Origin of the sequence: Bradyrhizobium pachyrhizi, from assembly GCF_029714545.1 — a bacterium.
GTDB lineage: Bacteria > Pseudomonadota > Alphaproteobacteria > Rhizobiales > Xanthobacteraceae > Bradyrhizobium > Bradyrhizobium pachyrhizi.
Genome location: NZ_CP121667.1, coordinates 5,084,926 through 5,109,277, shown reverse-complemented (window position 1 = coordinate 5,109,277; position 24,352 = coordinate 5,084,926). Strand labels below are relative to the sequence as shown.

At 64.2% G+C, this 24,352-nt stretch carries 21 protein-coding genes and 1 pseudogene; 16 read left to right on the top strand and 6 right to left on the bottom strand.

The window, feature by feature from the left end; all coding sequences use genetic code 11:
• The first annotated feature begins 51 nt into the window (after positions 1-51).
• From mce to mtnK, 3 genes are all read left to right on the top strand, one after another.
• Positions 52-456 (top strand): methylmalonyl-CoA epimerase, encoded by a 405-nt coding sequence (mce, locus tag QA639_RS23985; protein ID WP_157341123.1) that lies wholly within the window; start codon positions 52-54, stop codon positions 454-456.
• A gap of 6 nt (positions 457-462) precedes the next feature.
• Positions 463-738 (top strand): DUF1467 family protein, encoded by a 276-nt coding sequence (locus tag QA639_RS23980; RefSeq protein WP_057016477.1) that lies wholly within the window; start codon positions 463-465, stop codon positions 736-738.
• Between the two features lie 177 nt (positions 739-915).
• The gene (gene mtnK / locus QA639_RS23975; protein WP_157341125.1) at positions 916-2,220 is read left to right on the top strand and encodes an S-methyl-5-thioribose kinase; all 1,305 of its coding nucleotides are present in this window, start codon (positions 916-918) and stop codon (positions 2,218-2,220) included.
• A 401-nt stretch (positions 2,221-2,621) separates the two neighbouring features.
• On the opposite strand, the gene QA639_RS23970 is transcribed toward mtnK, so the two are convergent.
• The 4 genes from QA639_RS23970 to QA639_RS23955 all read right to left on the bottom strand — a co-directional run bounded on the left by QA639_RS23970 (position 2,622) and on the right by QA639_RS23955 (position 6,849).
• Positions 2,622-3,656, bottom strand: a complete 1,035-nt coding sequence (locus QA639_RS23970; RefSeq protein ID WP_050384875.1) for an ABC transporter permease — start codon at positions 3,654-3,656, stop codon at positions 2,622-2,624.
• Between the two features lie 129 nt (positions 3,657-3,785).
• A complete protein-coding gene (locus tag QA639_RS23965) occupies positions 3,786-5,288 on the bottom strand; it encodes a sugar ABC transporter ATP-binding protein (protein ID WP_157341127.1) in 1,503 nt (500 codons plus the stop codon).
• A 9-nt stretch (positions 5,289-5,297) separates the two neighbouring features.
• A complete protein-coding gene (locus tag QA639_RS23960) occupies positions 5,298-6,335 on the bottom strand; it encodes a sugar ABC transporter substrate-binding protein (RefSeq protein WP_283087527.1) in 1,038 nt (345 codons plus the stop codon).
• Between the two features lie 88 nt (positions 6,336-6,423).
• Positions 6,424-6,849 carry a globin gene (locus tag QA639_RS23955; protein ID WP_028333985.1) on the bottom strand — a complete coding sequence of 142 codons (426 nt, stop codon included), beginning with the start codon at positions 6,847-6,849 and terminating at the stop codon, positions 6,424-6,426.
• Between the two features lie 458 nt (positions 6,850-7,307).
• On the opposite strand from QA639_RS23955, the gene QA639_RS23950 reads away from it, so the two are divergent.
• From QA639_RS23950 to QA639_RS23905, 10 genes and pseudogenes are all read left to right on the top strand, one after another.
• Positions 7,308-7,679, top strand: coding sequence for a DUF2946 domain-containing protein (locus tag QA639_RS23950; RefSeq protein ID WP_283087526.1), 372 nt, complete (start codon positions 7,308-7,310; stop codon positions 7,677-7,679).
• An 82-nt stretch (positions 7,680-7,761) separates the two neighbouring features.
• A complete protein-coding gene (locus QA639_RS23945; RefSeq protein ID WP_283087525.1) occupies positions 7,762-10,167 on the top strand; it encodes a TonB-dependent receptor family protein in 2,406 nt (801 codons plus the stop codon).
• Positions 10,168-10,178: 11 nt separating this feature from the next.
• On the top strand, positions 10,179-11,405 hold the full coding sequence (locus QA639_RS23940; protein WP_283087524.1) for a sialidase family protein: 1,227 nt from the start codon (positions 10,179-10,181) through the stop codon (positions 11,403-11,405).
• Positions 11,402-11,899: a TlpA family protein disulfide reductase gene (locus QA639_RS23935; protein ID WP_283087523.1), complete on the top strand. Its 498-nt coding sequence runs from the start codon at positions 11,402-11,404 to the stop codon at positions 11,897-11,899. The genes QA639_RS23940 and QA639_RS23935 overlap by 4 nt, the downstream gene beginning before the upstream one ends.
• Before the next feature lie 35 nt (positions 11,900-11,934).
• Positions 11,935-12,459: a copper chaperone PCu(A)C gene (locus QA639_RS23930; RefSeq protein WP_283087522.1), complete on the top strand. Its 525-nt coding sequence runs from the start codon at positions 11,935-11,937 to the stop codon at positions 12,457-12,459.
• An 8-nt stretch (positions 12,460-12,467) separates the two neighbouring features.
• A pseudogene (locus QA639_RS23925) lies at positions 12,468-12,994 on the top strand (YcnI family copper-binding membrane protein).
• A gap of 3 nt (positions 12,995-12,997) precedes the next feature.
• The gene (locus tag QA639_RS23920) at positions 12,998-14,560 is read left to right on the top strand and encodes a copper resistance CopC/CopD family protein (RefSeq protein WP_283087521.1); all 1,563 of its coding nucleotides are present in this window, start codon (positions 12,998-13,000) and stop codon (positions 14,558-14,560) included.
• 164 nt (positions 14,561-14,724) lie between these two features.
• Entirely contained in the window at positions 14,725-16,044 is a 1,320-nt protein-coding gene (gene proS / locus QA639_RS23915) for a proline--tRNA ligase (RefSeq protein ID WP_283087520.1), read from the top strand.
• A 72-nt stretch (positions 16,045-16,116) separates the two neighbouring features.
• Complete coding sequence (locus QA639_RS23910; RefSeq protein WP_028333994.1) at positions 16,117-17,397, top strand: lipoprotein-releasing ABC transporter permease subunit; 1,281 nt, start codon at positions 16,117-16,119, stop codon at positions 17,395-17,397.
• Between the two features lie 9 nt (positions 17,398-17,406).
• Entirely contained in the window at positions 17,407-18,105 is a 699-nt protein-coding gene (locus QA639_RS23905) for an ABC transporter ATP-binding protein (protein ID WP_028333995.1), read from the top strand.
• Between the two features lie 111 nt (positions 18,106-18,216).
• On the opposite strand, the gene QA639_RS23900 is transcribed toward QA639_RS23905, so the two are convergent.
• Together QA639_RS23900 and QA639_RS23895 are read right to left on the bottom strand one after the other, a co-directional pair.
• The gene (locus QA639_RS23900) at positions 18,217-18,489 is read right to left on the bottom strand and encodes a DUF3551 domain-containing protein (protein ID WP_028333996.1); all 273 of its coding nucleotides are present in this window, start codon (positions 18,487-18,489) and stop codon (positions 18,217-18,219) included.
• A 114-nt stretch (positions 18,490-18,603) separates the two neighbouring features.
• A complete protein-coding gene (locus tag QA639_RS23895; RefSeq protein ID WP_283087519.1) occupies positions 18,604-18,954 on the bottom strand; it encodes a DUF3551 domain-containing protein in 351 nt (116 codons plus the stop codon).
• 239 nt (positions 18,955-19,193) lie between these two features.
• Here QA639_RS23895 and QA639_RS23890 point away from each other — a divergent pair, with 239 nt between their 5' ends.
• The 3 genes from QA639_RS23890 to dnaE all read left to right on the top strand — a co-directional run bounded on the left by QA639_RS23890 (position 19,194) and on the right by dnaE (position 24,325).
• Positions 19,194-19,928 carry an outer membrane protein gene (locus tag QA639_RS23890; protein WP_028333998.1) on the top strand — a complete coding sequence of 245 codons (735 nt, stop codon included), beginning with the start codon at positions 19,194-19,196 and terminating at the stop codon, positions 19,926-19,928.
• A gap of 193 nt (positions 19,929-20,121) precedes the next feature.
• The gene (locus QA639_RS23885; protein WP_080667071.1) at positions 20,122-20,325 is read left to right on the top strand and encodes a GDCCVxC domain-containing (seleno)protein; all 204 of its coding nucleotides are present in this window, start codon (positions 20,122-20,124) and stop codon (positions 20,323-20,325) included.
• 475 nt (positions 20,326-20,800) lie between these two features.
• Positions 20,801-24,325, top strand: coding sequence for a DNA polymerase III subunit alpha (gene dnaE, locus QA639_RS23880; RefSeq protein ID WP_283087518.1), 3,525 nt, complete (start codon positions 20,801-20,803; stop codon positions 24,323-24,325).
• Positions 24,326-24,352 lie beyond the last annotated feature (27 nt).

Genomic DNA, 24,352 nt, shown 5'->3' with positions numbered 1-24,352 from the left:
AAGTACGAAGCGGTTTTCCGAAAAGATCAGCTCAACTAAAGGGAGAAAGAGATGCTGGGCCGGCTCAATCACGTCGCGATCGCGGTCAAGGACGCCAAGCAGGCTGCGAAGATCTACGGCACTGCCTTCAATGCCGAGGTTTCCGATGCGGTGCCGCTGCCGGAACATGGCGTGATCACCGTGTTCGTGACGCTGCCGAACACCAAGATCGAGTTCATCGAGCCGCTCGGCGAGGCCTCGCCGATCGCGAAATTCGTCGAGCGCAATGCCGACGGCGGCATCCACCATGTCTGCTACGACGTGCCCGACATCATCGCGGCCCGTGACCGCATGATCGCCGAGGGGGCGCGGGTGCTGGGCGACGGCCAGCCGAAGATCGGCGCGCATGGCAAGCCGGTGCTGTTCTTCCACCCGAAGGACTTTTCCGGCGCCCTGGTCGAGATCGAACAGGCCTGAGGCCGCATGGCTTACCAAATCTCCACCGGGCTTGCGATCTACTTCGTCCTTTGGTGGCTCGTGCTGTTCCTGACGCTGCCGTTCGGCGTGCGCAGCCAGCACGAGGACAATGTCGGCGCGCCCGGCACCGACCCCGGCGCGCCGATTCTGGCGCGGATGGGCCGCAAGCTGCTATGGACCACGCTGATTTCCGCCGTGATCTTCGCGATCGCGATGTGGGCCTATCATTCCGGCTATCTCTCGATCGAGCGGCTGTCGAAACTGATGGGGATGCCGTTCTGATACGCAGTTTTCGTTGGATCAGAAGTAGCCCGCATGAGCGAAGCGACATGCGGGATCACTTTCCCGGGTATCGCTTCGCTCACCCGGGCTACGTACCGATGGGGATGCTGTTTTAGAAACTGATGCCAATGGAGTGGGGATCAACCTTGCCCTGGCGATGCGGAGGAGGCGACCACGATGAACCTGCAGTCCCAGCCGGGCTCCGGGCCGAGCGCATATCGGATCCTGCGGGAAGCCGATCTGCGGGATTATCTCGCGAGCCTTCCTGCCATCGTCGCACAGCTCGGCGGCGCGCCGGCCGACTGGTCGATCAGCGAGGTCGGCGACGGCAACCTCAATCTCGTTTTCATCGTCAAGAGCGGAAGCGGCGGCCTCGCGGTCAAGCAGGCGCTGCCCTATGTGCGGCTCGTCGGCGAGAGCTGGCCGCTGCCGCTGTCGCGGGCGCATTACGAGCACATGGCGCTGGTACATCAGGCGCGGCTGGCGCCGATGCTCGTGCCGGCGGTGCTGCATCATGATGCGCCGCTCGCGCTCACCGCGATGGAGCTGCTCGAGCCGCACATCATCATGCGCAAGGGCCTGATCGAGGCCACGCGGTACCCGCGCTTTGTCGAGGATATCTCGACCTTCCTGGCGCAAACGCTGTTCTTCACGTCCGACCTTGCGTTGTCGGCCGCGGAGAAGAAGCAGGGCATCGCCGATTTCGCCGGCAACCACGCGCTGTGCAAGATTACCGAGGATCTGATCTTCACCGATCCCTATCGCATCGCCGAGCAGAACCGCTGGACCGCACCGTATCTCGACGCGGCCGCGGCAGCCTTCCGCGAGGACCTCGACCTCCATGTCGCGATCTCCAGGCTGAAGCTGAAATTCATGGTGAGCCCGCAGGCGCTGCTGCACGGCGACCTGCACACCGGCTCGATCATGGTCACGGACAGCGAGACCAGGGTGATCGATCCCGAGTTCGCCTTCTACGGCCCGATGGGTTTTGATATCGGCGCCGTCATCGGCAACCTGCTGATGGCCTATCTGGCTTCCGCCGGCCACGAGCGCACGGAAGGCGAGCGCGCGTCATTCGAGGTGTGGCTGCTGGAAACCATCGAGGGTGTCTGGGGCGAGTTTGCCCGAAAGTTCCTCGCGCTGTGGCGCAGCGAGGCGAACGGCGACGGTTATCCGCCGTCGCTGTTCACGGGCGAAGCGGGCGCCGCGCGGCTGGAGGTGGAACGGCAGGCCTATATGGCGCGGCTGTTCCAGGACGGGGTCGGCTTCGCCGCGGCCAAGACCATCCGGCGCATCCTCGGCCTCGCGCACAACATCGACTTCGAGTGGATCGCCGACGAGAAGCAGCGTGCGATCTGCGAGGCGCGGGCCCTCAAGCTCGCGCGCAACATGATGCTGGAGGCCCCGTCCTACACGACAATCGGCGCGGTCACCTACGCCGCCCGCGAGCTGCGTCACTGGCAGCCGGATTTTGCGAGGTAGCCGGGAATGTAGGATGGGTGGAGCGGAGCGATACCCATCGTTCTGACCGCGCGACAAGGGTTGATGGGTTTCGCTCCGCTCTACCCATCCTACGCAGCTCGGCTTTCCCTGTGCCCTCTTAAACGTGAGGGCGGAACGAACAGCAAAGCTCGGACAAATCATGTCGCGAGAAGGCGGATGTTTGACTCACAAGCGATACACACTCGGCGTCGTCCCGGCGAAGGCCGGGACCCATAACCACCAATGATCATTGTTGAGCGATGCTGGAATGACGAGCCCCTTCAACAACACCCGCCGCGGCGTATGGGTCCCGGCCTTCGCCGGGACGACGCGTGGAGAGAGGCGCGTGTGCAACCTTGTCCAGCTCATACTGGCGAGGCATTTAGATCGACCCAGCCCACTCAATCCGCCGCTTGCTCCCGCAGACGCTGCGCATACACGTTGATGATCAGCGCCGCGAGCAGGATCAACCCGCGGATCAGGATTTTCAGGAAGCTGTCGATATTGACGTGGTCGAGGCCGTTGTTGAGCACGCCGAGCACGAACAGGCCGACGATGGTGTTGCCGATGCCGCCGCGGCCGCCGAACAGGCTGGTGCCGCCGACCACCACGGCCGCGATCGAATCCAGCAGATAGGTGTCGAACTCGTTCTGCTGGGCGCTGCCGAAATGGGCGACGCCGAGCATGCCGCCGATCCCGGAGCACACCGCCGAGATCACCATCACGCTGCCGAGGATGAGCTTGACGTTGAGGCCGGCAAATTCCGCGGCCTCGCGGTTGCCGCCGACCATGTAGACGTAGCGGCCGAACCGCGTGTAGGTCAGCACCAGATGGCCGCCGAGCAGCATCACCGCGGCGACGATCACGATCCAGGGGATGCCGCCGATCGAGCCGGAGCCGAGCGTCGTGATCAGCGGCGGTACCTTGTAGGCGATCTGGCCGCGCACCAGCAGGGCCGAGACGCCGGCCGCGATCTGCATCATGGCGAGCGTCATGATGAAGGAGGGGATGCCGATCATGGTTAGCCCCAGCGCGTTGACGAGGCCGAGCAGTGCGCACAGCGCCAGCGCCAGCAGGATCGCGACGATACCCGGCATCGGGACATTGGCGATGTTGACGTAGGATTCCTGCAGCGTGAAGTACGCCACCGCAATGCCGGTGACGTTGGCGATGCTGGCGATCGACAGGTCAATCTCGGCGCACAGGATCACGAAGGTGAGGCCAACGGCGATGATGCCGGTGACCGACACCTGGGTCAGGATGTTGCCGACATTGTCAATGGTGGCAAACGACGGGCTTGCGATCGCAAAGAACCCACTGAGGAAGATCAGCGTCAGGAACGGTGCGATGTTGCGCATCTGCGAGCGCAGGAAGGGCGCCAGCCCGCGCGACCGCTGGTGATCCGCTCGCGCCGTCGCGCCGTCACTGCTTGCCATCATGTCTCTCCATCAAGCGCGATGAGGTGGTCATTGCGCTTTCTCTGTTTGTTCGAGCATGATCTCCCGCGCAAACGCTTTTGCGTTTGTCGCGAGGGAAAACCGCTTCGCACTTTTCCGGATCATGCTCTAGGCCGCCTCCAGCAGCCGATCCTTGCTGACCGCTTCGCCCGCGAATTCGCGGACCACCGCGCCGCGCTTGAGCACCAGGATCCGGTCGGCCAGCGACAGCACCGTCTCCGGCTCCGTCGACAGCACGATGATCGCCAGCCCCTTGGCGCGGAGATCGCGCACGATGTTGATCACGTCGTTCTTGGCGCCGACATCCATGCCGCGGGTCGGCTCGCACAGCACCAGCACGCGCGGCGGGTAGGCGAGCCATTTCGCCAGCGCCACCTTCTGCTGATTGCCGCCGGACAGCATGCCGAGATCGAGGCCGACCACCGGCGGCCGGATCTGCAATTGCTCGACCTGGCGCTGGGCGATCGCGCGCTCGCGCACCGGCTTGAGCAGCAGCGCCGAGATCCGCTCGAGGATGCTGATCGAGATGTTCTTGTAGACCGGCTCCTGGTGGAACAGCATGGCGCGCCGGCTTTCCGGCACCAGCGCGACGCCGGCCCGTCGCGCCGCCGCGGTGCTGCGAAACGTCTTCGCGGCGCCGTCGACCGCAAGCGTTCCGCCGTCGGGTCGCAGCTTGCCGAACAGGATCCGCGACAGCTCCAGCTGCCCGCAGCCCATGAAGCCGTAGATGCCGAGCACTTCGCCGGAGCGGGCCTCGAACGAGACGTCCTGCAGGCTGCGGCGCAGCGAGAGCTGATCGACCTTCAGCACCGCCGCGCCTCCGCTCGATTGCGGGAGCATGAGGTCATCGGTGTAGCTGTGTTCCAGCGCCTCGCCGCCGCGGCCGATCATGGCCTCGATCAGCGCCCCCTTGCTGGTGTCGGCGGATGCGGTCTCGGCGATTTTGCGCCCGTTGCGGAACACGGTGACCACGTCGGAGACCCGCAAAATGTCCTCGATGAAATGCGAGATGAAGACGATGCTGGTGCCTTCGTCGCGCAGCTTGTGCAGCGTCGCAAAGAGGCGTTCGACCTCGGGCGGGGAGAGGGCGGAGGTCGGCTCGTCCAGGATGATGATGCGCGCACCGGAGAACAGCACGCGGGCGATCTCGATCAGCTGCTGCAGGCCGATCGGCAAATCGCCGAGCCGCGTCATCGGATCGACGTCGATGCCAAACCGGGCCAGCTGCTCGCCGGCCTCGCGCGCCATCCGCCGCCATTGCACGAAGCCGAGGCGGTTGGTCGGCTGGTTGCCAAGGAAAACGTTCTCGGCGACCGTGAGATCCGGCGCGACGCTGAGCTCCTGATGCACCATGCCGATGCCGGCGGCGTGCGCGTCGCGGGTGGAGCGGAAGCGGGTCTCCTTGCCGTCGAGCATGAAGCGGCCGGAGAACTCCGGATGCACGCCGGCGATGATCTTCATCAGCGTGCTTTTGCCGGCGCCGTTCTCGCCGACGAGACCATGGATCTCGCCGGCGTGCAGCGCGAAGTCGACCCCACGAAGGGCTTCGACGCCGCCGAAGGCCTTCGTGATCTGGTGCAACTCGAGGATCGCCGAGCGTCCCTGGGTCATGAGGCCCGCTCAGATCAGGAAGTGATCCTCCATCCATTGCATGCCGGCGGCGTTGGCCTTGGTCACGACCGGACCATCGGTCACGACGTTCTTCGGAATGCCCTGGCCGCTCTTCTCGCCGCCGACCACGGCGGCGACGCCCGCGACGATCGCGCCGCCATGGATGCGGCAGGACGGATTGCGGACGGTCGCGAACATGCGGCCTTCGCTGACCGCCTGGATCGCAGGCGGCATGGCGTCGACACCGCCGATCAGGATGTTGGTGCGGTTGCGCGCCTTCATGATGTTGTAGGCGGCGAGCGCCATGTCGTCGTTGTGGAAGAAGGCGGCGTCGATCTGCGAGTATTTGGTCAGATAGGTTTCCCAGAGCCGGGCGGTCTTCGAGACGTCCCAGTCCGCGGGCTGGGTATCCAGCACCTCGATGTTCGGGAACTGCTTGATGACCGAGTTGAAGCCCTTGGCGCGGCCCTGCGCGCCGGTGTGGCCGAGCGCGCCCTGGGTCATGATGACCTTGCCCTTGCCGCCGATCGCGTTGCACAGCGCCTGGGTCACCGAGGCGCCCATGAACTCGTTGTCGGGCGCGAGGAACGAGTGGACGTTAATTTGATCGAGAGGAGCAATAAGCGTGTCCATGTCGATCACGGGGATGCCGGCGTCGATCATCTTCTGCACCGGCTGGGTCAGCGTGCCGATGCCGAACGCCTGGATCGCGACGAAGTCCCATTTCTGCGAGGCCATGTTGTCGATCGCGGCGCGCTGCTTGACGGCATCGAGCTGGCCGTCGAACCAGGTCACCTCGACGTTGAACAGCTTGCCCCAGAACTCGGCGGCCTGCTTGCCTTGCGCGCACCATGTCGCCTGCAGTCCGGCATTGGAGAATGCCGCCTTCAACGGCTTTTCCGAGCGTCCCATTTCAGCGGCGAGCGCCGACGTTGTCATGCCCACTCCGCCGAACAGGCCGGCCGCAGCTCCACCCGCCGCCGCCATTTGCAGAAGGTCGCGCCGCGTCGTCGACGCCTTGTCCATCCCCTTGTCGGTCCCTGGCATTGCTTGCTCCCTCTTTGTTTTTCTGACCGTCGGCGTCAATTGCACGCGCCGCGGATAAAGCGAGTGTGTCACAATCGGAACGGTGACGCTACGGCCTCTCGTCCACGAGATGTTTCTGCTGCAGCACGATGGCTTCGATGTCGCCGAGCAGCTTGTGCCACGCAGCATCGATCTCCGCAGTCCACTGCTCGCCGAGAATTTCGCGCAAGCTGTCGGCGATCACGGCGAAGAACGCGACGAACAGTTCGCGCGGCGTTCCGTAGGCGTCGTGCGAGAACACTTCCGATTCGATCAGGCGAAAATGTCCGCGGCGTTCGCCGGCGAAATCGAGGATGGCTTCGATCGTCAGCTGCAGCATCGAGCCTTTCACCGGCTCGCTGCCTTCGGTGCGAAACATCGCCTGCGCTTCGGGATGATCGCGAAACAGGCGGCGATAGACTGACGGTGTCAGATCATCGCAAGCCGCGGCTGCGAGTTCAAAGCTGCGTTCGATCGGATTCGATGATGGAGTCATAGCGGATTGCGATCATCACATAAAAAAAGAGCAGGGCTCAAAGCCCTGCTCCAAAAATTGTGTCGACCCTATTTGCCCCAAAAATTCGATTTGATCTTGATTGATGGGGTGACGCTGCTTGTGCGCGTCGGGCTCCTCCCGAGACTTGGACCACCAGGACACACCTCGCGGCTGGCCTGAGCCCGGATTGGTAGACTATCTTTCCAGGCTTGTCATCATTTTCGGCAACGATTGTTCAATTTTCGAGCAATTTGCGAAATGATTGGGATGGCGCCACTGGCGGTTGTGACGGGAGATGCAAAACACGTGGCAAAGTAAGGGGATACGACTGATTTTGGAGTCGCCGTGACGCAAGTGCCACGCTCGGTTATTTCCGTCGGCTGGAAGAAACGGGAACGCATCGGCGATCTCGACTTCCGGCGCCCATGGTGGTTAGTTCCGTCCCGGATGGATTTGCGATGCGCCGGCGGCTGAAGAATTTTCTGCCCATCGTCCTGGTTGCCCTGCTGGTGCAGATTCTTGCACCGATCGGGGCCTGCTGGGCGGCGAGCCTTGCCGCGTCCGATCCGCTCGCGGCCGCCACCATCTGCCACGGCGATGCCGGCTCCGGAGCCGGGCAGGGCGACCAGACCGGTCACGACGCCCATGATGGCTGCTGCTCGGCGTGCAGCGTGCTGCAGACCGGTGCGCCCGTTGATAGCCCGCAAGTTACTGCCCAGGCCGTCGAACGCCTGCCGAGCCGGATCACCTGGCTTGATTTCGCCTCCGAGCTCGATCGTTCGCGCGCCGGCCTCTCGGCGCAAGCCCGCGCGCCGCCGCTGTTTTCCTGACGACCTTGTCGCTGCCGATGCGTCCCGCGCCGGCAAGTGCCCTTGAGCAAGCCGGCCGAAGCGCCGGTGTCAGGATTCATCCATGTTTCGCCATCACCCGCTGGAGGCGGCAAGCGTGCTCGCGCTGAGCGCGACGCTTTGCGCATTGCCGTCCGCTGCCGAAGCCCAGGCGCCCAGCACAGAGCTACCCTCCGTCACCGTCGAGGCGCCCCGGACGGCGGTGCGCGCCAAGCCGGCGCAGAAGCCGCGCGTTCGTGCCGCGTCAGTCCGGCGACCACCGAAGCCGGCGACCGCGCCGGCCGCGACGGCGGCCCCGGCGGGCGGCGCGAGGCCGGGGGAGACGCTTGCCGCGACCCGCGACGGTTTGAACCGGGCGCCCACAGGCCAGACGCAGACGACCATCGACCGCAGCCAGTTCGACGACCGACCGGCGTTCTCCGTCGCCGATGTGCTGCGGGACAGTCCGGGCATCTCGATCAAGCAGGGCAACGGCCCGCGTGATTTCGGTATCTCCATCCGCGGGTCGAATGCGCGGAACGGCTTCGGTATCCGCAACCTCGTCATATTCGACGACGGTTTCCCGGTGACCCAGCCGGACGGCCTGTCGCGCAGCGACCTGATCGATCCGCGTGCCTATGGCGCGATCGACGTGGTCCGCGGACCGTCATCGGCGCTCTACGGCAATTATGCGACCGGCGGCGCGCTGAATTTCCGGACCCGGCCGGGCGGCACGATCGACGGCGTTGAGTATGGCGTCGACGGCGGCAGCTTCGGTTACCTCAACAACTATCTCGCCGCGGGCAAGAAGGTCGGCAATTTCGAGGGCTCGCTGTTCGCGAGCGACGCGCGCGGCGACGGCTACATCGGCAACAGCTGGTTCAACACCCAGACCGTCAATTTCCTCGGCACGCTGCAGGTCACGCCGGACGATCGCTTCACGGTGAAGCTGATCAACAATGACCTGACGACGCGCCTGCCGATCCGCTCCTCGCTGAACCAGTTCTACCAGAACCCGTTCCAGCAGGGTTGCACGACCGGCGCGACGGCCGCGCCGGGATGCGCCACCGTGACGTTGTTCAACAACGGATTCAACGCGGCGGCCGGGACCGACAGGGAGACAGCGGTTCAGGCGGGTCTCGGGCGCGACGACCGCCGCACCATCGTCGGCGGCCGCTGGGAGCACGACTTCGACAACCAGACCACCTGGCGCAACCAGTTCGTGTTCGACGACCGCAACATCAACCAGCCGACGGGATCGACCAGCGCGATCGGCGACTTCCCGTCCTACAACTACATGAGCGACGTCGTCAGACGCGGCGATGTGTTCGGACTGGATTCGACCACCTATTTCGGCGGCTTCTACAATACGCTCACCGCCTCGAGCGATACGCGCAATGTGATGCCGGGCGGAAATGCGACGCTCGGAAGCCTGTCGAGCAATTTGTTCAGCACGACGACAAATTACGGTGTTCGCGCACGCGAGGAATTGAAGCTCACGTCTGCGCTGACGGCCGTTGCTGGCATTGGCTGGGAGACCACCAACCTCACCGGGCGGAACACCGCCTATAGCTACGTCGGCGCGGCCGGAGCCACGACCACGGCGATCACGACGGCGGACCGGCAATTCCAGAATACCGCGCCCGAGCTCGCATTGCTTTACCGGCTGAGCAGCGAGTGGCAAGTCCGTGGGCGGGTGGCAACCGGATACGGCACGCCGCAGGTCGGCAATTTGTTCGTCCTGCCGAGTGGCGCCTCGGGCAACAACACCCAGCTGCGGACGCAAAAGAATCTCGGTTACGATGTCGGTGCCGACTGGACACCGAACAACGCGCTCAAGGTCAGCGTCACCGGCTTCTACGAGTTCTTCAAGGACGAGCTCGTTTCCCAGGCCACGCCGCTTGCGGGCATCTCCTACACGTTCAACGCGCCGCGATCGGAGCATCGCGGCGTCGAGCTGGCTGCCGACTGGAAATTCCTGCCGGGCTGGCGGTTCTCGGCGGCCTACACCTATCTCGACGAGGTCTACACGGAATACGTCGAGAACATCACGAACGGCGCGGTGTTCAGCTTCAATCGCGCCGGCAACAAGATCCCCGGCATTTCACCGAACGAGCTCACGGCGCGGTTGGGCTATGACCAGCTGTCGGGTCCGTTTCAGGGACTTGGCGGGTTCGTCGAAGTGCAGTGGAAGGACAGCTTTTACATGGACAACGCCAACCTCTTGAAGGCGCCGGGCTATGAGCTGGTCAACCTCAACCTGCACTACAAGACCGATCTCGTCTCCGATTATTTCAAGGCGCTGAACCTCTACATCGAGGTGAGGAACGTCTTCGACCGGACCTACGTGGCGTCGGCGAACAATATCTCAAATTCGGTGACCGCGGCAGGCATTCAAAATCCCGCGAGCGTACTGGCGAACACGACCAACTCGATCTATGCCGGATCGCCGCGCGCCTTCGTGGCGGGCATGAAGATTGCGTTCAAATGAGGAGCGCATCGATGACCTATCGCAAACCGGTCGCCCTGACGCTGCTTGCAACGCTCATGCTCGCGGCGTTGCCGAACCTTGCCGTCGCACAGATGAGCCATCAGCACGCCTCCGAAGCGGCCTGCGAAGAGACGGACCTGCGCTGCGCGACCAAGGTCACGCCCGCCTTTGGGCGGGATGGGACATTGTGGCTGGCGTGGATGGCCGGAGGTCGGATCTCCGTCGCGAGCTCAAAAGACCAGGGCAAGAGCTTTTCCACGCCGGTGCAGGTCACCCGGGAGCGGCTCAATCTCGATTGGGGACCGGATGCGCGGCCGAAGCTCGCGATCGATGCCAAGGGCAACATCGCTGTGGCCTTCTCGATCTTCCGCGATCAGAATTTCAACGGTCAGGTGCTGACCACGCGATCGACCGATGGCGGGCGCAGCTTCGATGCGCCGAAGCCGATCACCACGAGCAATGAGAGCCAACGGTTCGAGGCGATCGGTTTCGATCCTGCGGGGGCGGTGTTTGCCGCGTGGCTCGACAAGCGCAACCGCGTGCCGGCGCAGCAGCGCGGCCAGAAATATGACGGTGCCGGATTGTTTTTCGCGTCATCCGGAGATGGCGGGGCAACCTATTCCGACGCGCGGCTCGTCGCCGACAACACCTGCGAGTGCTGCCGCCTCGGGCTGGCGTTCGATGGCGCGGGCCATCCGGTGGTCGTGTTCCGGAACATCTTTGAGGGCGGCGTGCGCGACCATGCGATCGTGACGTTCTCCGACCTGGCTGCGCCCGGCGAGATCCATCGGGTGAGCCGCGACGACTGGCAGATCGCGGCCTGTCCGCATCACGGTCCGAGCCTGACCATATCGCCCGAAGGAACCTACCATGTGACGTGGTACACCAACGGCAAGGCGCGCAAGGGATTGTTCTATGCGCGCTCGCGCGACGGCGGCAAAACCTTCTCCGATCCGCTTCCGGTCGGTCAGCCGAACCGCAGCCCTTCACGGCCGCACATCGTCGCGGGGCCGCAGGGGCTCGTGATGGCCTGGAAGGAATTCGACGGGCAGAAGACGACAATCGACCTCATGACGTCGCACGACGATGGAGCGACATGGTCGAAGCCGACGGTGATCGCGGACACCGCCGACAGTTCCGACCATCCGCTGCTCGTCTCGGACAGCCGGCAGACCTATCTGTCGTGGATGACGAAGGCCGACGGCTACCATTTTCAAGCGATCGAGGGCGAACCATGAAGCGTCATCTGCTGGCTGTGCTGATTCTGCTCGCGACGCTGCCGTCTGCACTGGCGGCGGGCGAGGGCGCGCCAAAACCGTTCGAACGGGGCAGCTGGCAAAAGCTGCTACATGCGCATGCCGGTCATCCGACCCTGGTGCACTTCTGGGGAGTGACCTGCGGACCATGCAAGGTCGAGTTGCCAGAGCTTGGCCAGTTCATGAAGGATCATACCGGAATCGATGTCGTCACGATCAGCGCGGATCTGGTTCCCAACCTTCCGGAGGCGACGCGATCGATGCTGGATCGCGCCGGCCTCGGCGCGGCCGAAAACTGGATTTTCGACGACGGCTTTGCCGAGCGGTTAAGATTTGAGATTGATCCGGCCTGGCAAGGCGATATCCCGCGAACCATGCTGATTGCCCGGGATGGAACGATCACGACGATCGAAGGGTCGGCCGAAATTGCCGATCTGGACAAATGGTCCAGCGCCCAGTCGGCAGCAACCCGATAACACCTCAATTTCAACTTGAAAGGAAATCCGCCGCCATGAAGACGCTTTCCCGCATCCTTGCCCTCGCAGTGCTGACCGCTGCACTCGTCTCGACGTCCGCGCGCGCCGAGGACGTCAAGGCCGGCGACCTCGTGATCACGCAGGCCTGGACGCGCGCAACGCCGAACGGCGCCAAGATCGGCGGCGGCTACCTGACGATCGAGAACAAGGGGACGACGCCCGACCGGCTGGTGTCGGGCTCCGGCGATGTTGCCGGCAAGATCGAAGTCCACGAGATGTCGATGGACAATGGCGTGATGAAGATGCGCGCGCTCGACAAGGGCCTCACCATCGAGCCCGGCAAGACGGTGAAGCTCGCGCCGGGCGGCTATCATCTGATGTTGTTCGACCTGAAGAATCCGCTGAAGCAGGGCGACAAGGTGCCGGTCACGCTCGAATTCGAAAAGGCCGGCAAGGTCTCGGTCTCGCTGGACGTGCAGGCCGTCGGCGCGCAGGCACCGGGCGGCGGTCATTCCGGCCGTGGCGACCATTCCGGTCACATGGACATGAAGAAGATGTGAGGGGAACCATGCGATCACAGACGCTCCTTATTGCCATGGTGGCGCTGCTCGCAGCGCAGCCGGCGATCGCGCATATCACGCTCGAAGGAAGCAGGCGGCGGTCGGATCGTATTACAAGGCGGTGTTCGCCGTGCCGCATGGCTGCGCGGGCTCGGCGACGATCAAGATCCGGGTGCAGATTCCGGAGGGCGTGATCGGAGTGAAGCCGATGCCGAAGGCGGGTTGGACTCTCGATACGGTCACCGGCAAATACGCCGCCCAATACGACTATCACGGCGCCAAGCTTTCCGAGGGCGTCAAGGAAGTCGCCTGGAGCGGTGGCAAGCTCGCGGACCAGAACTACGACGAGTTCGTGATGCAGACGTTTCTCACCGATACCTTGAAGCCCAACACCACGTTGTATTTTCCGGTCGTGCAGGAGTGCGAGCAGGGCGTCAGCCGCTGGATCGATATCCCGGCCGACGGGCAGGGCGGCGGGCACGACCATGGCAGCAAGACACCGGCGCCCGGCGTCAAGCTGCTGCCGAAGTCGTAAGCGATGCGGCTGGTCGCAAACCTCGCAGCGCTGCTCGTGGCGCTGTGTCTTGCGACCTCGGCCCATGCGCATGCCGTCCTGATCGGGGCCGAGCCGGCCGACGGCAGTGTGGTGGCTGAAGCACCCAGGACGGTGGTGCTCCGCTTCAACGAAGTGGTGGCGCCGACGGCCGTCAGCCTGCTCGACGCTGCGGGCAAGCCGCGCGACGTCGCGATCCGCGCCGTCGACCAGTCGGTGGTGGTGACGCTGCCGGCGGGCCTGCCACAGGGCACGCAGGTGGTCAGCTATCGCGTGGTGTCGCAGGATGGCCATCCGGTCGCCGGCTCGCTGCTGTTTTCGATCGGCGTCGTCACCGGCTCGGCGGCGCCATCGGCCGACGGCGCGCTCCATGCACTGATCTGGCTGGCGCGGCTCGGGCTCTATGTGGGCTTGTTTGTCGGCGTCGGCGGCGTGTTCTTTGCCGCCTGGATCGGGCAGGGCCCGGCCGGCGAACGACTGATCATGTGGTCGCTGAAGATCGGCCTTGTCGGCGCGATCGCGTCGCTTGGACTGCAGGGCGTCGACCTCTTGAACCTGCCGCTCTCGGGCATCGTGACGCGGGCGGCATGGGCCGGTGCCGCCGGCACCAGCCTGTTCCCCACGCTGCTGCTCGCGATTGCCGCGATGCTGATCGCGGCGATTGCCTGGCGCAGCCCGTCGTTCGGTGCAGCCTTCACCCGCACTGCGATAGCAATGATCTGTGTCGGGCTGTCGTTTGCGGTTAGCGGCCATGCCGCCACGGCCTCGCCGCAATGGCTGACGCGGACCGCGCTGTTCATCCACGGCATTGGCGTGGCGTTCTGGATGGGCGCGCTGGCGCCGCTGGCGGTGCTTGCCTGGCAGCGCAAGGATTCGCTGCTGCGGGTGCTGCGGCATTTTTCGACGCTCGCAGTGCCGGTCGTCGCCTTGATCGCCTTGTCGGGCCTGGCGCTCGCCGTCGTCCAGCTCGAAAGCTTTCGCGCGCTGATCGACACCGGGTACGGCAACATCCTTGTTGCGAAACTGGTGCTGGTGGTGCTGCTGCTCGGGCTCGCTGCGCTGAACCGGTTGGTGTTCACGCCGGCCATCGCGCGCGAATTTCATCGGACACGGCCGCTGCAGCGCTCGATCGCGCTGGAATTCGTGCTGATGATCGCCATTCTCGGCCTCGTTGCACTCTGGCGTTTCACGCCGCCGCCGCGCGTGCTGGCGATGTCGGCCGATGTTCCGCTCGCGGTCCATATCCACACCGATGCCGCGATGTTCCAGGTGCTGATCGCGCCGGGCAAGGTCGGGCCGAATGACTTCGTGCTGCAGCTGATGAACGGCGATGCCAGCCCGTTCGCGGCCAAGGAGGCGACGCTGACGCTGAGCCTGCCCGAGCGCGGCATCGAACCGATGGAACGCGCCGCCGCGCGCGGTGCCGATGGCTACTGGCACGTGCGCAAGGTGCCGCTGCCGGTCCCGGGCCGCTGGCACATGCAGATCGACGCCCTGGTGACCGATTTCAAGAAAGTGACGCTGGAAGACGATTTCGAGGTCAGGTAAAGCCGCGGTCGGCGCGCTCGGCACTTCGACGGCGCGCAATTCGTTCAAATGGCCGAAAATCGCCTGATTTGAAGGGTTTTTCTTATTTGGCGGCCTTGTGTTTTCACAGCCGATCCGGTTTCACTGCAGCTCTTCCCACGCTTTCCTGATTCCCGAGTAACGCCATGCGATTGTCGCGGTTTTTCCTGCCCATCCTGAAAGAAAACCCGAAAGAGGCGGAGATCGTCTCGCATCGGCTGATGTTGCGCGCGGGCATGATGCGGCAGGAGGCTGCCGGCATTTATGCCTGGCTGCCGCTCGGCTTCAGGGTGCTGAAGAAGATCGAGCAGATCGTTCGCGAGGAACAGGACCGCGCCGGCGCGCTCGAGCTCTTGATGCCGACGCTGCAGCTCGCTGATCTCTGGCGCGAAAGCGGCCGCTACGACGCCTATGGCCCGGAGATGCTGCGCATCCTCGACCGTCACAAGCGCGAGCTGTTGTACGGGCCGACAAACGAGGAAATGATCACGGAGATTTTCCGCTCCTACATCAAGTCCTACAAGAACCTGCCGCTCAACCTCTACCACATCCAGTGGAAATTCCGCGACGAGCAGCGTCCGCGCTTCGGCGTGATGCGCGGCCGCGAGTTCCTGATGAAGGACGCCTATTCGTTCGACCTCGACGAGGCCGGCGCGCGGCGCTCCTACAACAAGATGTTCGTGGCCTATTTGCGCACCTTTGCGCGGATGGGCCTCAAGGCGATCCCGATGCGGGCCGAGACCGGCCCGATAGGCGGCGACCTCAGCCACGAATTCATCGTGCTCGCGGAGACCGGCGAGTCCGGCGTCTACATCAACCGCGATGTGCTGGACCTGCCGGTGCCGGGCGCGGACGTCGATTATGACGGTGATCTGACGCCGATCATCAAGCAGTGGACTTCGGTCTACGCCGCGACCGAGGACGTCCACGAGGCCGCGCGCTTCGAACAGGAAGTGCCCGAGGCAAAGCGGCTGAACACCCGCGGCATCGAGGTCGGCCAGATCTTCTATTTCGGCACCAAATATTCCGAGACTATGAAGGCGATGGTGGCCGGTCCCGACGGCGTCGACGTGCCGATCCATGGCGGCTCCTACGGCGTCGGCGTGTCGCGCCTGGTCGGCGCGATCATCGAAGCGTGTCACGATGACGCCGGCATCAAATGGCCCGAGGCCGTCGCGCCGTTCCGCGCCGCGATCCTCAATCTCAAGCAGGGCGATGCTGCGGTCGATGGCGCCTGCGAGCAGCTCTATCGCGAGCTCTTGGCGAAGGGCGTCGACGTACTGTACGACGACACCGACCAGCGTGCCGGCGCCAAGTTCGCCGCGGCCGATCTGATCGGCATCCCGTGGCAGATTCTGGTCGGACCCAAGGGGCTTGCGGACGGCAAGGTCGAAGTGAAGCGTCGCAGCGACGGCTCACGCGACAACATGAGCCCCGCCGACGTGGTCGCGAAGCTCGCGGGTTAAAGTTTATTCACGCCGCGCTGATCGACGGGGTAATCCGGCCACATTTGGCCCGAATCATGGGATTATCGACAAATGGATGAGACCATGAACGAGCCAGTCCGTACCCCGCCTTTTGCGCCATTCGAATGGCTGCTGTCCGGACGCTATCTGCGCGCGCGCCGCAAGGAGGGCTTCATTTCGGTCATCGCCGGCTTTTCGTTCCTCGGCATCATGCTCGGCGTCGCCACGCTGATCGTGGTGATGGCGGTCATGAACGGCTTCCGCAAGGAATTGCTGGACAAGATCCTCGGCCTCAACGGACATATTCTGGTGCAGCCGCTGGAATCGCCGCTGACCGACTGGAAGGATGTCGCCGACCGCATCAGCCAGGTGCAGGGCATCCGTCTCGCCGCGCCGGTGGTCGACGGGCAGGGGCTCGGTTCATCGCCGTTCAACGCCGCCGGCGTTTTCATCCGCGGCATCCGCGCCGACGATCTCAACAACCTCACGTCGATCGCAAAGAACATCAAACAAGGCTCGCTCGAGGGCTTTGATGAGGGACAGGGCGTCGCGATCGGTCGCCGCCTCGCCGACCAGCTATCGCTGCATGCCGGCGACATGATCACGCTGGTCTCGCCGAAGGGCGCGGTGACGCCGATGGGCACCACGCCGCGCATCAAGCCCTACAAGATCACCGCGGTGTTCGAGATCGGCATGTCGGAATATGATTCGACCTTCGTGTTCATGCCGTTGACCGAGGCGCAGGCCTATTTCAACCGCAACAACGACGTGTCCTCGATCGAGGTGTTCACCACCAATCCGGACAAGATCGAAACCTATCGCAAGCTGGTGACCGAGGCGGCCGGCCGTCCGGTGTTCCTGGTCGACTGGCGGCAGCGCAATTCGACCTTCTTCAACGCGCTTCAGGTCGAACGCAACGTGATGTTCCTGATCCTGACCATGATCGTGCTGGTCGCGGCGCTCAACATCGTCTCGGGGCTGATCATGCTGGTGAAGGACAAGGGTCAGGACATCGCGATCCTGCGGACCATGGGCGCCTCGCAGGGCTCGATCATGCGGATATTCCTGATCACCGGCGCATCGATCGGCGTCGTCGGTACGCTGGTCGGTCTGCTGGTCGGCTTGCTGATCTGCTTCAACATCGAAACCATCAGGCAATTCCTGTCGTGGCTGACCAACACGGAATTGTTCGATCCCACGCTATATTTCCTGTCGAAGCTGCCTGCTGAAATCGATTTTGGCGAGACGCTCGCCGTCGTGATCATGGCGCTGACGCTGTCCTTCCTTGCGACGCTCTACCCGTCGTGGCGCGCCGCGCGCCTCGATCCGGTCGACGCGCTCCGGTACGAATAAGGAGCGCACATGGCGGAGGGGGCGGAAGACACACCGGTCGTCTATCTTCATGACATCAAGCGGGAATACCGGCAGGGCGAAGCGACGCTGACGGTCCTGAACGGCGCCAAGCTCGCGCTGTGGCCCGGTCAATCGGTGGCGCTGGTGGCGCCGTCGGGGTCCGGCAAGTCGACATTGCTGCACATCGCGGGCCTGCTGGAGACCCCTGATGAAGGCGAAGTCTATGTCGCGGGCACGCCGACCTCGCAGATGTCCGACGTCGACCGCACCCAGATTCGCCGTTCCGATATCGGCTTCGTCTATCAATCGCACCGGCTGCTGCCGGAGTTCTCGGCGCTCGAGAACGTCATGCTGCCGCAGATGATTCGCGGCCTCAAACGCTCCGAAACCGTGAAACGGTCGACCGAGATTCTCTCCTATCTCGGGCTCGGCGATCGCATCACCCATCGTCCGGCCGAGCTCTCGGGTGGCGAGCAGCAGCGTGTCGCGATCGCGCGCGCGGTTGCCAACGCGCCCCGGGTGCTGTTCGCGGACGAGCCGACTGGCAATCTCGATCCCGGCACGGCCGATCACGTCTTCAACGCGCTGATGCAACTCGTGAAGGCGACCCGGGTCGCGATGCTGATCGCGACTCACAATCTCGATCTTGCCGCGCGAATGGATCGCCGGGTGTCGCTGTCGAACGGACAGGTTGTCGAGCTGGAATAGTGCGCCGTCGCGCGAACTGGCTAGCGGTGCGCGTGAAGAAGTCGCCCTAAGGTAAGAGAATCCAGAGCCTTTTTCCGTGTCGCTTCGATCGGAACGAAATGCTTCTGGCTTTCAATAAGCGGGGCGAGGCCGTCTGCCGGATGCTCTCGGCCGACCGTCGATCGGCGGCCCGGCATAATAGGGGTTGTTGATGCAGATCGCCGCGAGGCCGGACGCCGAGGCCTGGCACTGCGCGATCGACGTGTAGCCGCAATCGGTATCCTCACCGCCCCATCGGTAGTTGGTTTTGCAGACCGGCGAGGTCGAATCGTATTTCTGGGCGCTGGCCGGCGCGGCTGCCAAGGCCAGGAGTGTCGGCAAGAGTGCCAGAATCAGACTGCGCATCAGAAATCTCCTCGTCGGCGCCGGCAATGCTGATGCCGAGCGCACGCGAATAGGCACCTGCGCGCAGCGCCGGATCAATTCACATTCCCGCGCCGGTGTTTGCTGGATCGGGCGTCAGTGGATGAACAGGTCGAAGAAATTGCCCTCACGGCGGTTTCGCGGGGGGACGTTAAGATACGAGCGCGGGTCGTTGTCGCCGGCATAATAGGGGTTGGCGATGCAGTTCTGCCCGATGCCCGAAGCGGTGGCCAGGCACGCCTCATACGATGGATAGGAGCAGTTGCTCAGGCCGGGATAGCGGTCGCCCTGAATGCAGAACGGGTAACGCACGCCGACGGCATGTGCGGGCGCAGTCCCCAGCGCTGCGAATGCAACCACAGACGCCGCAGCAGCAAGAATCATCGTCCGCATGTGCATTCCTTTTGCTGCGAAGATTCGACCTTGGCGACGATCCAGATCGGACAAGCCGGTTCCGGTCAACACGATCTTGCGCGCAGCTGCGCATGCAGATCCGAATTGTGAAGATTGTGCGGCGACTATGTGGCAAAAGCTCCGGGAAGTGCCCGTAATACAGTATTAACTTCAAATTTGAGCGAAGTCGTTTGGCCCTGCCTGTTGCCGCGAAGTTACAGCAATTCCGCCGGGGGCTGCTATGACGGTGTCTCGCGGCCTTGGGGGCCTGTAGAAAAAGTTGGAACGGGAAAATGAAAAAGATTTTGCTTGTCACCGCCAGCATGCTCGCGCTCAGCGCGACTGCTGCCTCCGCGGCTGACCTCGCGGCTCGCCCTTACACCAAGGCTCCGCCGCCCATGGTTGCCGCAGTTTATGATTGGACTGGCTTCTACATTGGTATCAACGGTGGTTGGGGCCAGAGCCACGACAACCGTTCGGTCGACGGCTTCGGTGGCGTCGGAAGCTTCGACGCCAACGGCGGCACCGTCGGTGGCCAGATCGGCTACCGCTGGCAGGCCGGCGGCTGGGTGTTCGGTCTGGAAGCTCAGGGCAACTGGGCTGACTTCTCCGGCAGCACCGGCAACCTGGTCGTCCCGGGCGGCATCGTTCGCTCGAAGACCGATGCGTTCGGCCTGTTCACCGGTCAGATCGGCTACGCCTGGAACAACGTCCTGCTGTACGCCAAGGGCGGTGCTGCGGTCACCGATCGCAACTTCCAGTTCCTCAACGCGGCCGGCAATCTGGCGTCCGAGACCGGCTTCGACACCCGTTGGAGCCCGACGGTGGGCGTTGGCCTCGAATTCGCCTTCTCGCAGGGCTGGTCGCTCGGCGTCGAGTACAATCACATCTTCGAAGACACCCATGGCGCGACCTTCGTGACCCCGGCGGGTGTTGCCGTGACCGGCTTCCACACCGGTGGCGACACCGACATGGTCCTCGGCCGTCTGAACTACAAGTTCGGTGGCCCGGTCATCGCGAAGTACTGATCGCTCGCTTGATCCAAGCGACATCGAAAACCCCGGGCCTCGGCCCGGGGTTTTTTGTTGACCTGGCGCCGCCGCCCGTTGGCCAGGAGCAGGAGACCGGCTTTGCCCGTCCGCTCCGGGATTCGGGTCGGATTTGATTGGGCGGGGCTTTCCAACCGATCGGTCAACGCCGCATATTCGCGGCATGACGGACCTGCAGCTGATCTCCCAACTGACGTGCCCATCCTGCGGCCATGTCTCCGTCGAGACGATGCCGACCGACGCCTGCCGGTTCTTCCATGATTGCAAGGGCTGCGGCACTCGCCTGAAACCGAAAGCAGGAGATTGCTGCGTGTTTTGCTCATACGGAACGGTCCCGTGCCCGCCCAGGCAGGCGGGGAATTGCTGCGGTAACTAGCTTCCCGGAGCCTCAAGACACGCTCGCCATCGGATCATTGATGGCGCCGAGACGTCGGCCGGCCGGGAATTAACCACAGGGGTCACTTCTCGAACGGGGTTGCTGGCGTTGCTTGACTCCTAGAACAAAAAAGGAACAATGTTCTGCATACGTTCCGGTTCAGGGAGAGCGGCCATGTTGAAGATTTTCGTGCAAGAAGCTGCAGCGCTGGCATCGATCACGCTGTTCGTCGGGATGATCGCGGTGTGGGCCCAGCTGATCACCCAATTCTGAAAATTCGCCCGCGGGACAGGGGCATCACCAGCGGCGTGGCTTGCCCTTGGGGAAAAGCAGGAGGACTTGCCGCCACGCCGCGTTCGGCGTGGACTTGGCAGGGTTCAGGCCCCACCATGGGATTGCGAGTCGGGTCTGACGCTTTCGAGTTCCGGCCCTGGCGCTCGCTCCATCCCTGACTCAAGAGATTCCCTAAGCAGCCATGCCGAATGCCGGATTCGTTCATCTTCACGTTCATTCCGCCTATTCGCTGCTGAAGGGCTCGATCAAGATCGCCAAGCTGGGCGAGCTCGCGAAGGCCGACCGCCAGCCCGCGCTGGCGCTGACCGATACCGACAACATGTTCGGCGCGCTGGAATTCTCCGACAAGATGGCCGGCTACGGCATCCAGCCGATCGTCGGCTGCGAGCTGGCGGTGGATTTCGGCGACGTCGATCCGAATACGCGCAGCATCCTTGCGACGACGGGCCCGGCGCGAATCGTGCTGCTGGCGGCGCGCGAGCGCGGCTACCGCAGCCTGATGCGGCTGAACTCGCGGGCGTTCCTGGAGACGCCGGTCAACCAGACCCCGCACATCAAGTTCGATTGGCTCACCGACGACGCCGAGGACCTGATCGCGCTGACCGGCGGCCCCGACGGGCCGATCGCGCTGGCGCTGCGTGCCGAACAGGCGGCATTGGCCGCGACCCGCTGTGAACGTTTGGCCGGCCTGTTCGGCGATCGCCTCTACATCGAATTGCAGCGCCACGGCGTCGACAAGGAGCGCCGCACCGAGGCCGGCCTGATCGATCTCGCCTACAGCAAGGGCCTGCCGCTGGTTGCGACCAACGAGCCGTATTTCGCCAGCAATGACGATTACGAATCGCATGACGCGCTGCTGTGCATCGCCGGCGGCCATCTGATCGCCGAGACCAATCGGGAGCAGCTGACCCCCGATCACCGCTTCAAGACCCGCGCCGAAATGGCGGTGCTGTTCGCCGATATTCCGGAGGCGCTGGCCTCGACGGTCGAGATCGCCGAGCGCTGCTCGTTCCGGCCGAAGACCCGCAAGCCGATCCTGCCGTTCTTCACCGTCGGTGCCGCGTCGAGCGTCGATGCCGCCGCCGACGAGGCCGCCGAGCTGAAGCGCCAGGCGGAGGAGGGGCTCGCCAACCGGCTGCGGGTGCATGGTCTCTCGCCCGGCATGACGGAAGAGGACTACGCCAAGCGTCTCGCCTTCGAGCTCGACGTCATCACCCGCATGAAATATGCGGGCTACTTCCTGATCGTCTCCGACTTCATCAAATGGGCGAAGGCGCAGGGCATTCCGGTCGGACCGGGCCGCGGCTCCGGCGCCGGCTCGCTGGTCGCATGGGTGCTCACCATCACCGACCTCGACCCGATGCGCTTTGCGCTGCTGTTCGAGCGCTTCCTCAATCCCGAACGCGTCTCGATGCCGGACTTCGACATCGACTTCTGCCAGGACCGCCGCGGCGAGGTGATCCAGTATGTGCAGGAGCGCTACGGCCGCGACCAGGTGGCGCAGATCATCACCTTCGGTACGCTGCAGGCGCGCGGTGTGCTGCGCGACGTCGGGCGCGTGCTGCAGATGCCGTACGGACAGGTCGACAAGCTGACCAAGCTTGTGCCGCAGAATCCCGCAGCCCCCGTCACGCTGGCGCAGGCGATCGAGGGCGAGCCGAAGCTACAGGCGTTCCGCGACGAGGATCCGGTGGTGGCGCGCGCCTTCGATATCGCGCAGCGCCTCGAGGGCCTGACCCGCCACGCCTCGACGCACGCCGCCGGTATCGTGATCGGCGACCGGCCGCTCAGCGAGCTGGTGCCGATGTATCGCGATCCGAAATCCGACATGCCGGTCACCCAGTTCAACATGAAATGGGTCGAGCCGGCCGGCCTCGTGAAGTTCGACTTCCTCGGCCTCAAGACGCTGACGGTGCTCGATGTCGCGGTGAAGTTGCTCAAGCAGCGCGACGTCCATGTCGATCTCGCCACGCTGCCGATCGACGATGCGGCGAGTTACCAGATGCTGGCGCGGGGCGATGTGGTCGGCGTGTTCCAGGTGGAAAGCCAGGGCATGCGGCGCGCGCTGATCGACATGCGGCCGGACCGTTTCGAGGACATCATCGCGCTGGTGGCGCTGTATCGCCCGGGCCCGATGGCGAACATCCCGACCTATTGCGCGCGCAAGCACGGCGACGAGGAATCGGAATATCTGCATCCGATCCTGGAGCCGATCCTGAAGGAGACCTTCGGCGTCATCATCTATCAGGAACAGGTGATGCAGATCGCACAGCAGATGGCGGGTTACTCGCTCGGCCAGGCCGACCTGCTGCGTCGCGCGATGGGCAAGAAGATCCGCGCCGAGATGGACAAGCAGCGCGACATCTTCGTCGCCGGCGCGATGAAGAACGGCGTGGCGAAGGGGCAGGCGGAAACCATCTTCGAGCTGCTCGCCAAGTTCGCCGACTACGGCTTCAACAAGAGCCACGCGGCGGCCTATGCGCTGGTGTCGTACCACACCGCCTATATGAAGGCGCATTATCCGGTCGAGTTCCTCGCGGCGTCGATGACGCTCGAACTCAACAACACCGACAAGCTGTCCGAATTCCGCTCCGAGGCGCAGCGGCTCGGCATCAAGGTCGAGGCGCCCAACATCAATCGCTCGGGTGCGACCTTCGAGGTCAGCGACAACACGATCTATTACGCGCTCGCTGCGCTGAAGGGCGTCGGCATCCAGGCGGTCGAGCAGATCATTGCGGAGCGCAAGAAGGGCGCCTTCACCTCGCTCGCCGATTTTGCCGCGCGGGTGAGCCCGCGCGCCGTCAACAAGCGGATCATCGAGTCCCTTGCGGCGGCCGGCGCCTTCGACACGCTGGAGCCCAATCGCGCGCGCGTGTTCGCCGGCGCCGATGCGATCCTCGCTGCCTGCCAGCGCAGTCATGAAGCCGCGACCTCGGGCCAGAACGACATGTTCGGCAGCGCGCCCGACGCGCCCAGCATCATGCTGCCGCAGGTCGAGCCGTGGCTGCCCGCGGACCGGCTGCGACGCGAATATGACGCGATCGGCTTCTTCCTGTCGGGCCATCCGCTCGACGACTACGCGACCGCGCTGAAGCGGCTTCGCGTGCAATCCTGGGCGGAGTTTTCGCGCGCGGTGAAGACAGGCGCCACGGCGGGCAAGGTCGCGGCGACGGTGGTGTCGCGCATGGAGCGGCGCACCAAGACCGGCAACAAGATGGGCATCATGGGCCTGTCGGACCCAACCGGCCATTTCGAGGCGGTGCTGTTCTCGGAGGGACTCGCGCAATACCGCGATGTGCTCGAGCCGGGCGCGGCCGTGCTGTTGCAGCTCGGCGCCGAGTTGCAGGGCGAGGACGTGCGGGCGCGGGTGCTGCACGCCGAACCGCTCGATCACGCCGCGGCCAAGACGCAAAAGGGCCTGCGCATCTTCGTGCGCGACACCAAGCCGCTGGATTCGATCGCCCGCCGGCTCAACATGCCGGACGCCGCGCCCGCACCAGGCGGCGCGGCAAAGGCGCCGGCGGCAAAGCCGGTGGCAACAGCGCCGCCGCCGGTGGCAGGAACCGATGGCGACGTTTCGCTGGTCATGATGCTCGACCTCGAGACCGAGGTGGAGATGAAGCTGCCCGGCCGCTACAAGGTCTCGCCGCAGATCGCCGGCGCGATCAAGGCGGTCGTCGGCGTGGTCGACGTGCAGACGCTGTAGGGGCAGGGCGATCCGAGCGGGGGCGTC

What these genes read in the sequence shown, in the direction of transcription:
- mce (WP_157341123.1), top strand. Translation starts at nt 52, where the DNA reads ATGCTGGGCCGGCTCAATCACGTCGCGATCGCGGTCAAGGACGCCAAG.
- QA639_RS23980 (WP_057016477.1), top strand. Translation starts at nt 463, where the DNA reads ATGGCTTACCAAATCTCCACCGGGCTTGCGATCTACTTCGTCCTTTGG.
- mtnK (WP_157341125.1), top strand. Translation starts at nt 916, where the DNA reads ATGAACCTGCAGTCCCAGCCGGGCTCCGGGCCGAGCGCATATCGGATC.
- QA639_RS23970 (WP_050384875.1), bottom strand. Translation starts at nt 3,656, where the DNA reads ATGGCAAGCAGTGACGGCGCGACGGCGCGAGCGGATCACCAGCGGTCG.
- QA639_RS23965 (WP_157341127.1), bottom strand. Translation starts at nt 5,288, where the DNA reads ATGACCCAGGGACGCTCGGCGATCCTCGAGTTGCACCAGATCACGAAG.
- QA639_RS23960 (WP_283087527.1), bottom strand. Translation starts at nt 6,335, where the DNA reads ATGCCAGGGACCGACAAGGGGATGGACAAGGCGTCGACGACGCGGCGC.
- QA639_RS23955 (WP_028333985.1), bottom strand. Translation starts at nt 6,849, where the DNA reads ATGACTCCATCATCGAATCCGATCGAACGCAGCTTTGAACTCGCAGCC.
- QA639_RS23950 (WP_283087526.1), top strand. Translation starts at nt 7,308, where the DNA reads ATGCGCCGGCGGCTGAAGAATTTTCTGCCCATCGTCCTGGTTGCCCTG.
- QA639_RS23945 (WP_283087525.1), top strand. Translation starts at nt 7,762, where the DNA reads ATGTTTCGCCATCACCCGCTGGAGGCGGCAAGCGTGCTCGCGCTGAGC.
- QA639_RS23940 (WP_283087524.1), top strand. Translation starts at nt 10,179, where the DNA reads ATGACCTATCGCAAACCGGTCGCCCTGACGCTGCTTGCAACGCTCATG.
- QA639_RS23935 (WP_283087523.1), top strand. Translation starts at nt 11,402, where the DNA reads ATGAAGCGTCATCTGCTGGCTGTGCTGATTCTGCTCGCGACGCTGCCG.
- QA639_RS23930 (WP_283087522.1), top strand. Translation starts at nt 11,935, where the DNA reads ATGAAGACGCTTTCCCGCATCCTTGCCCTCGCAGTGCTGACCGCTGCA.
- QA639_RS23920 (WP_283087521.1), top strand. Translation starts at nt 12,998, where the DNA reads ATGCGGCTGGTCGCAAACCTCGCAGCGCTGCTCGTGGCGCTGTGTCTT.
- proS (WP_283087520.1), top strand. Translation starts at nt 14,725, where the DNA reads ATGCGATTGTCGCGGTTTTTCCTGCCCATCCTGAAAGAAAACCCGAAA.
- QA639_RS23910 (WP_028333994.1), top strand. Translation starts at nt 16,117, where the DNA reads ATGGATGAGACCATGAACGAGCCAGTCCGTACCCCGCCTTTTGCGCCA.
- QA639_RS23905 (WP_028333995.1), top strand. Translation starts at nt 17,407, where the DNA reads ATGGCGGAGGGGGCGGAAGACACACCGGTCGTCTATCTTCATGACATC.
- QA639_RS23900 (WP_028333996.1), bottom strand. Translation starts at nt 18,489, where the DNA reads ATGCGCAGTCTGATTCTGGCACTCTTGCCGACACTCCTGGCCTTGGCA.
- QA639_RS23890 (WP_028333998.1), top strand. Translation starts at nt 19,194, where the DNA reads ATGAAAAAGATTTTGCTTGTCACCGCCAGCATGCTCGCGCTCAGCGCG.
- dnaE (WP_283087518.1), top strand. Translation starts at nt 20,801, where the DNA reads ATGCCGAATGCCGGATTCGTTCATCTTCACGTTCATTCCGCCTATTCG.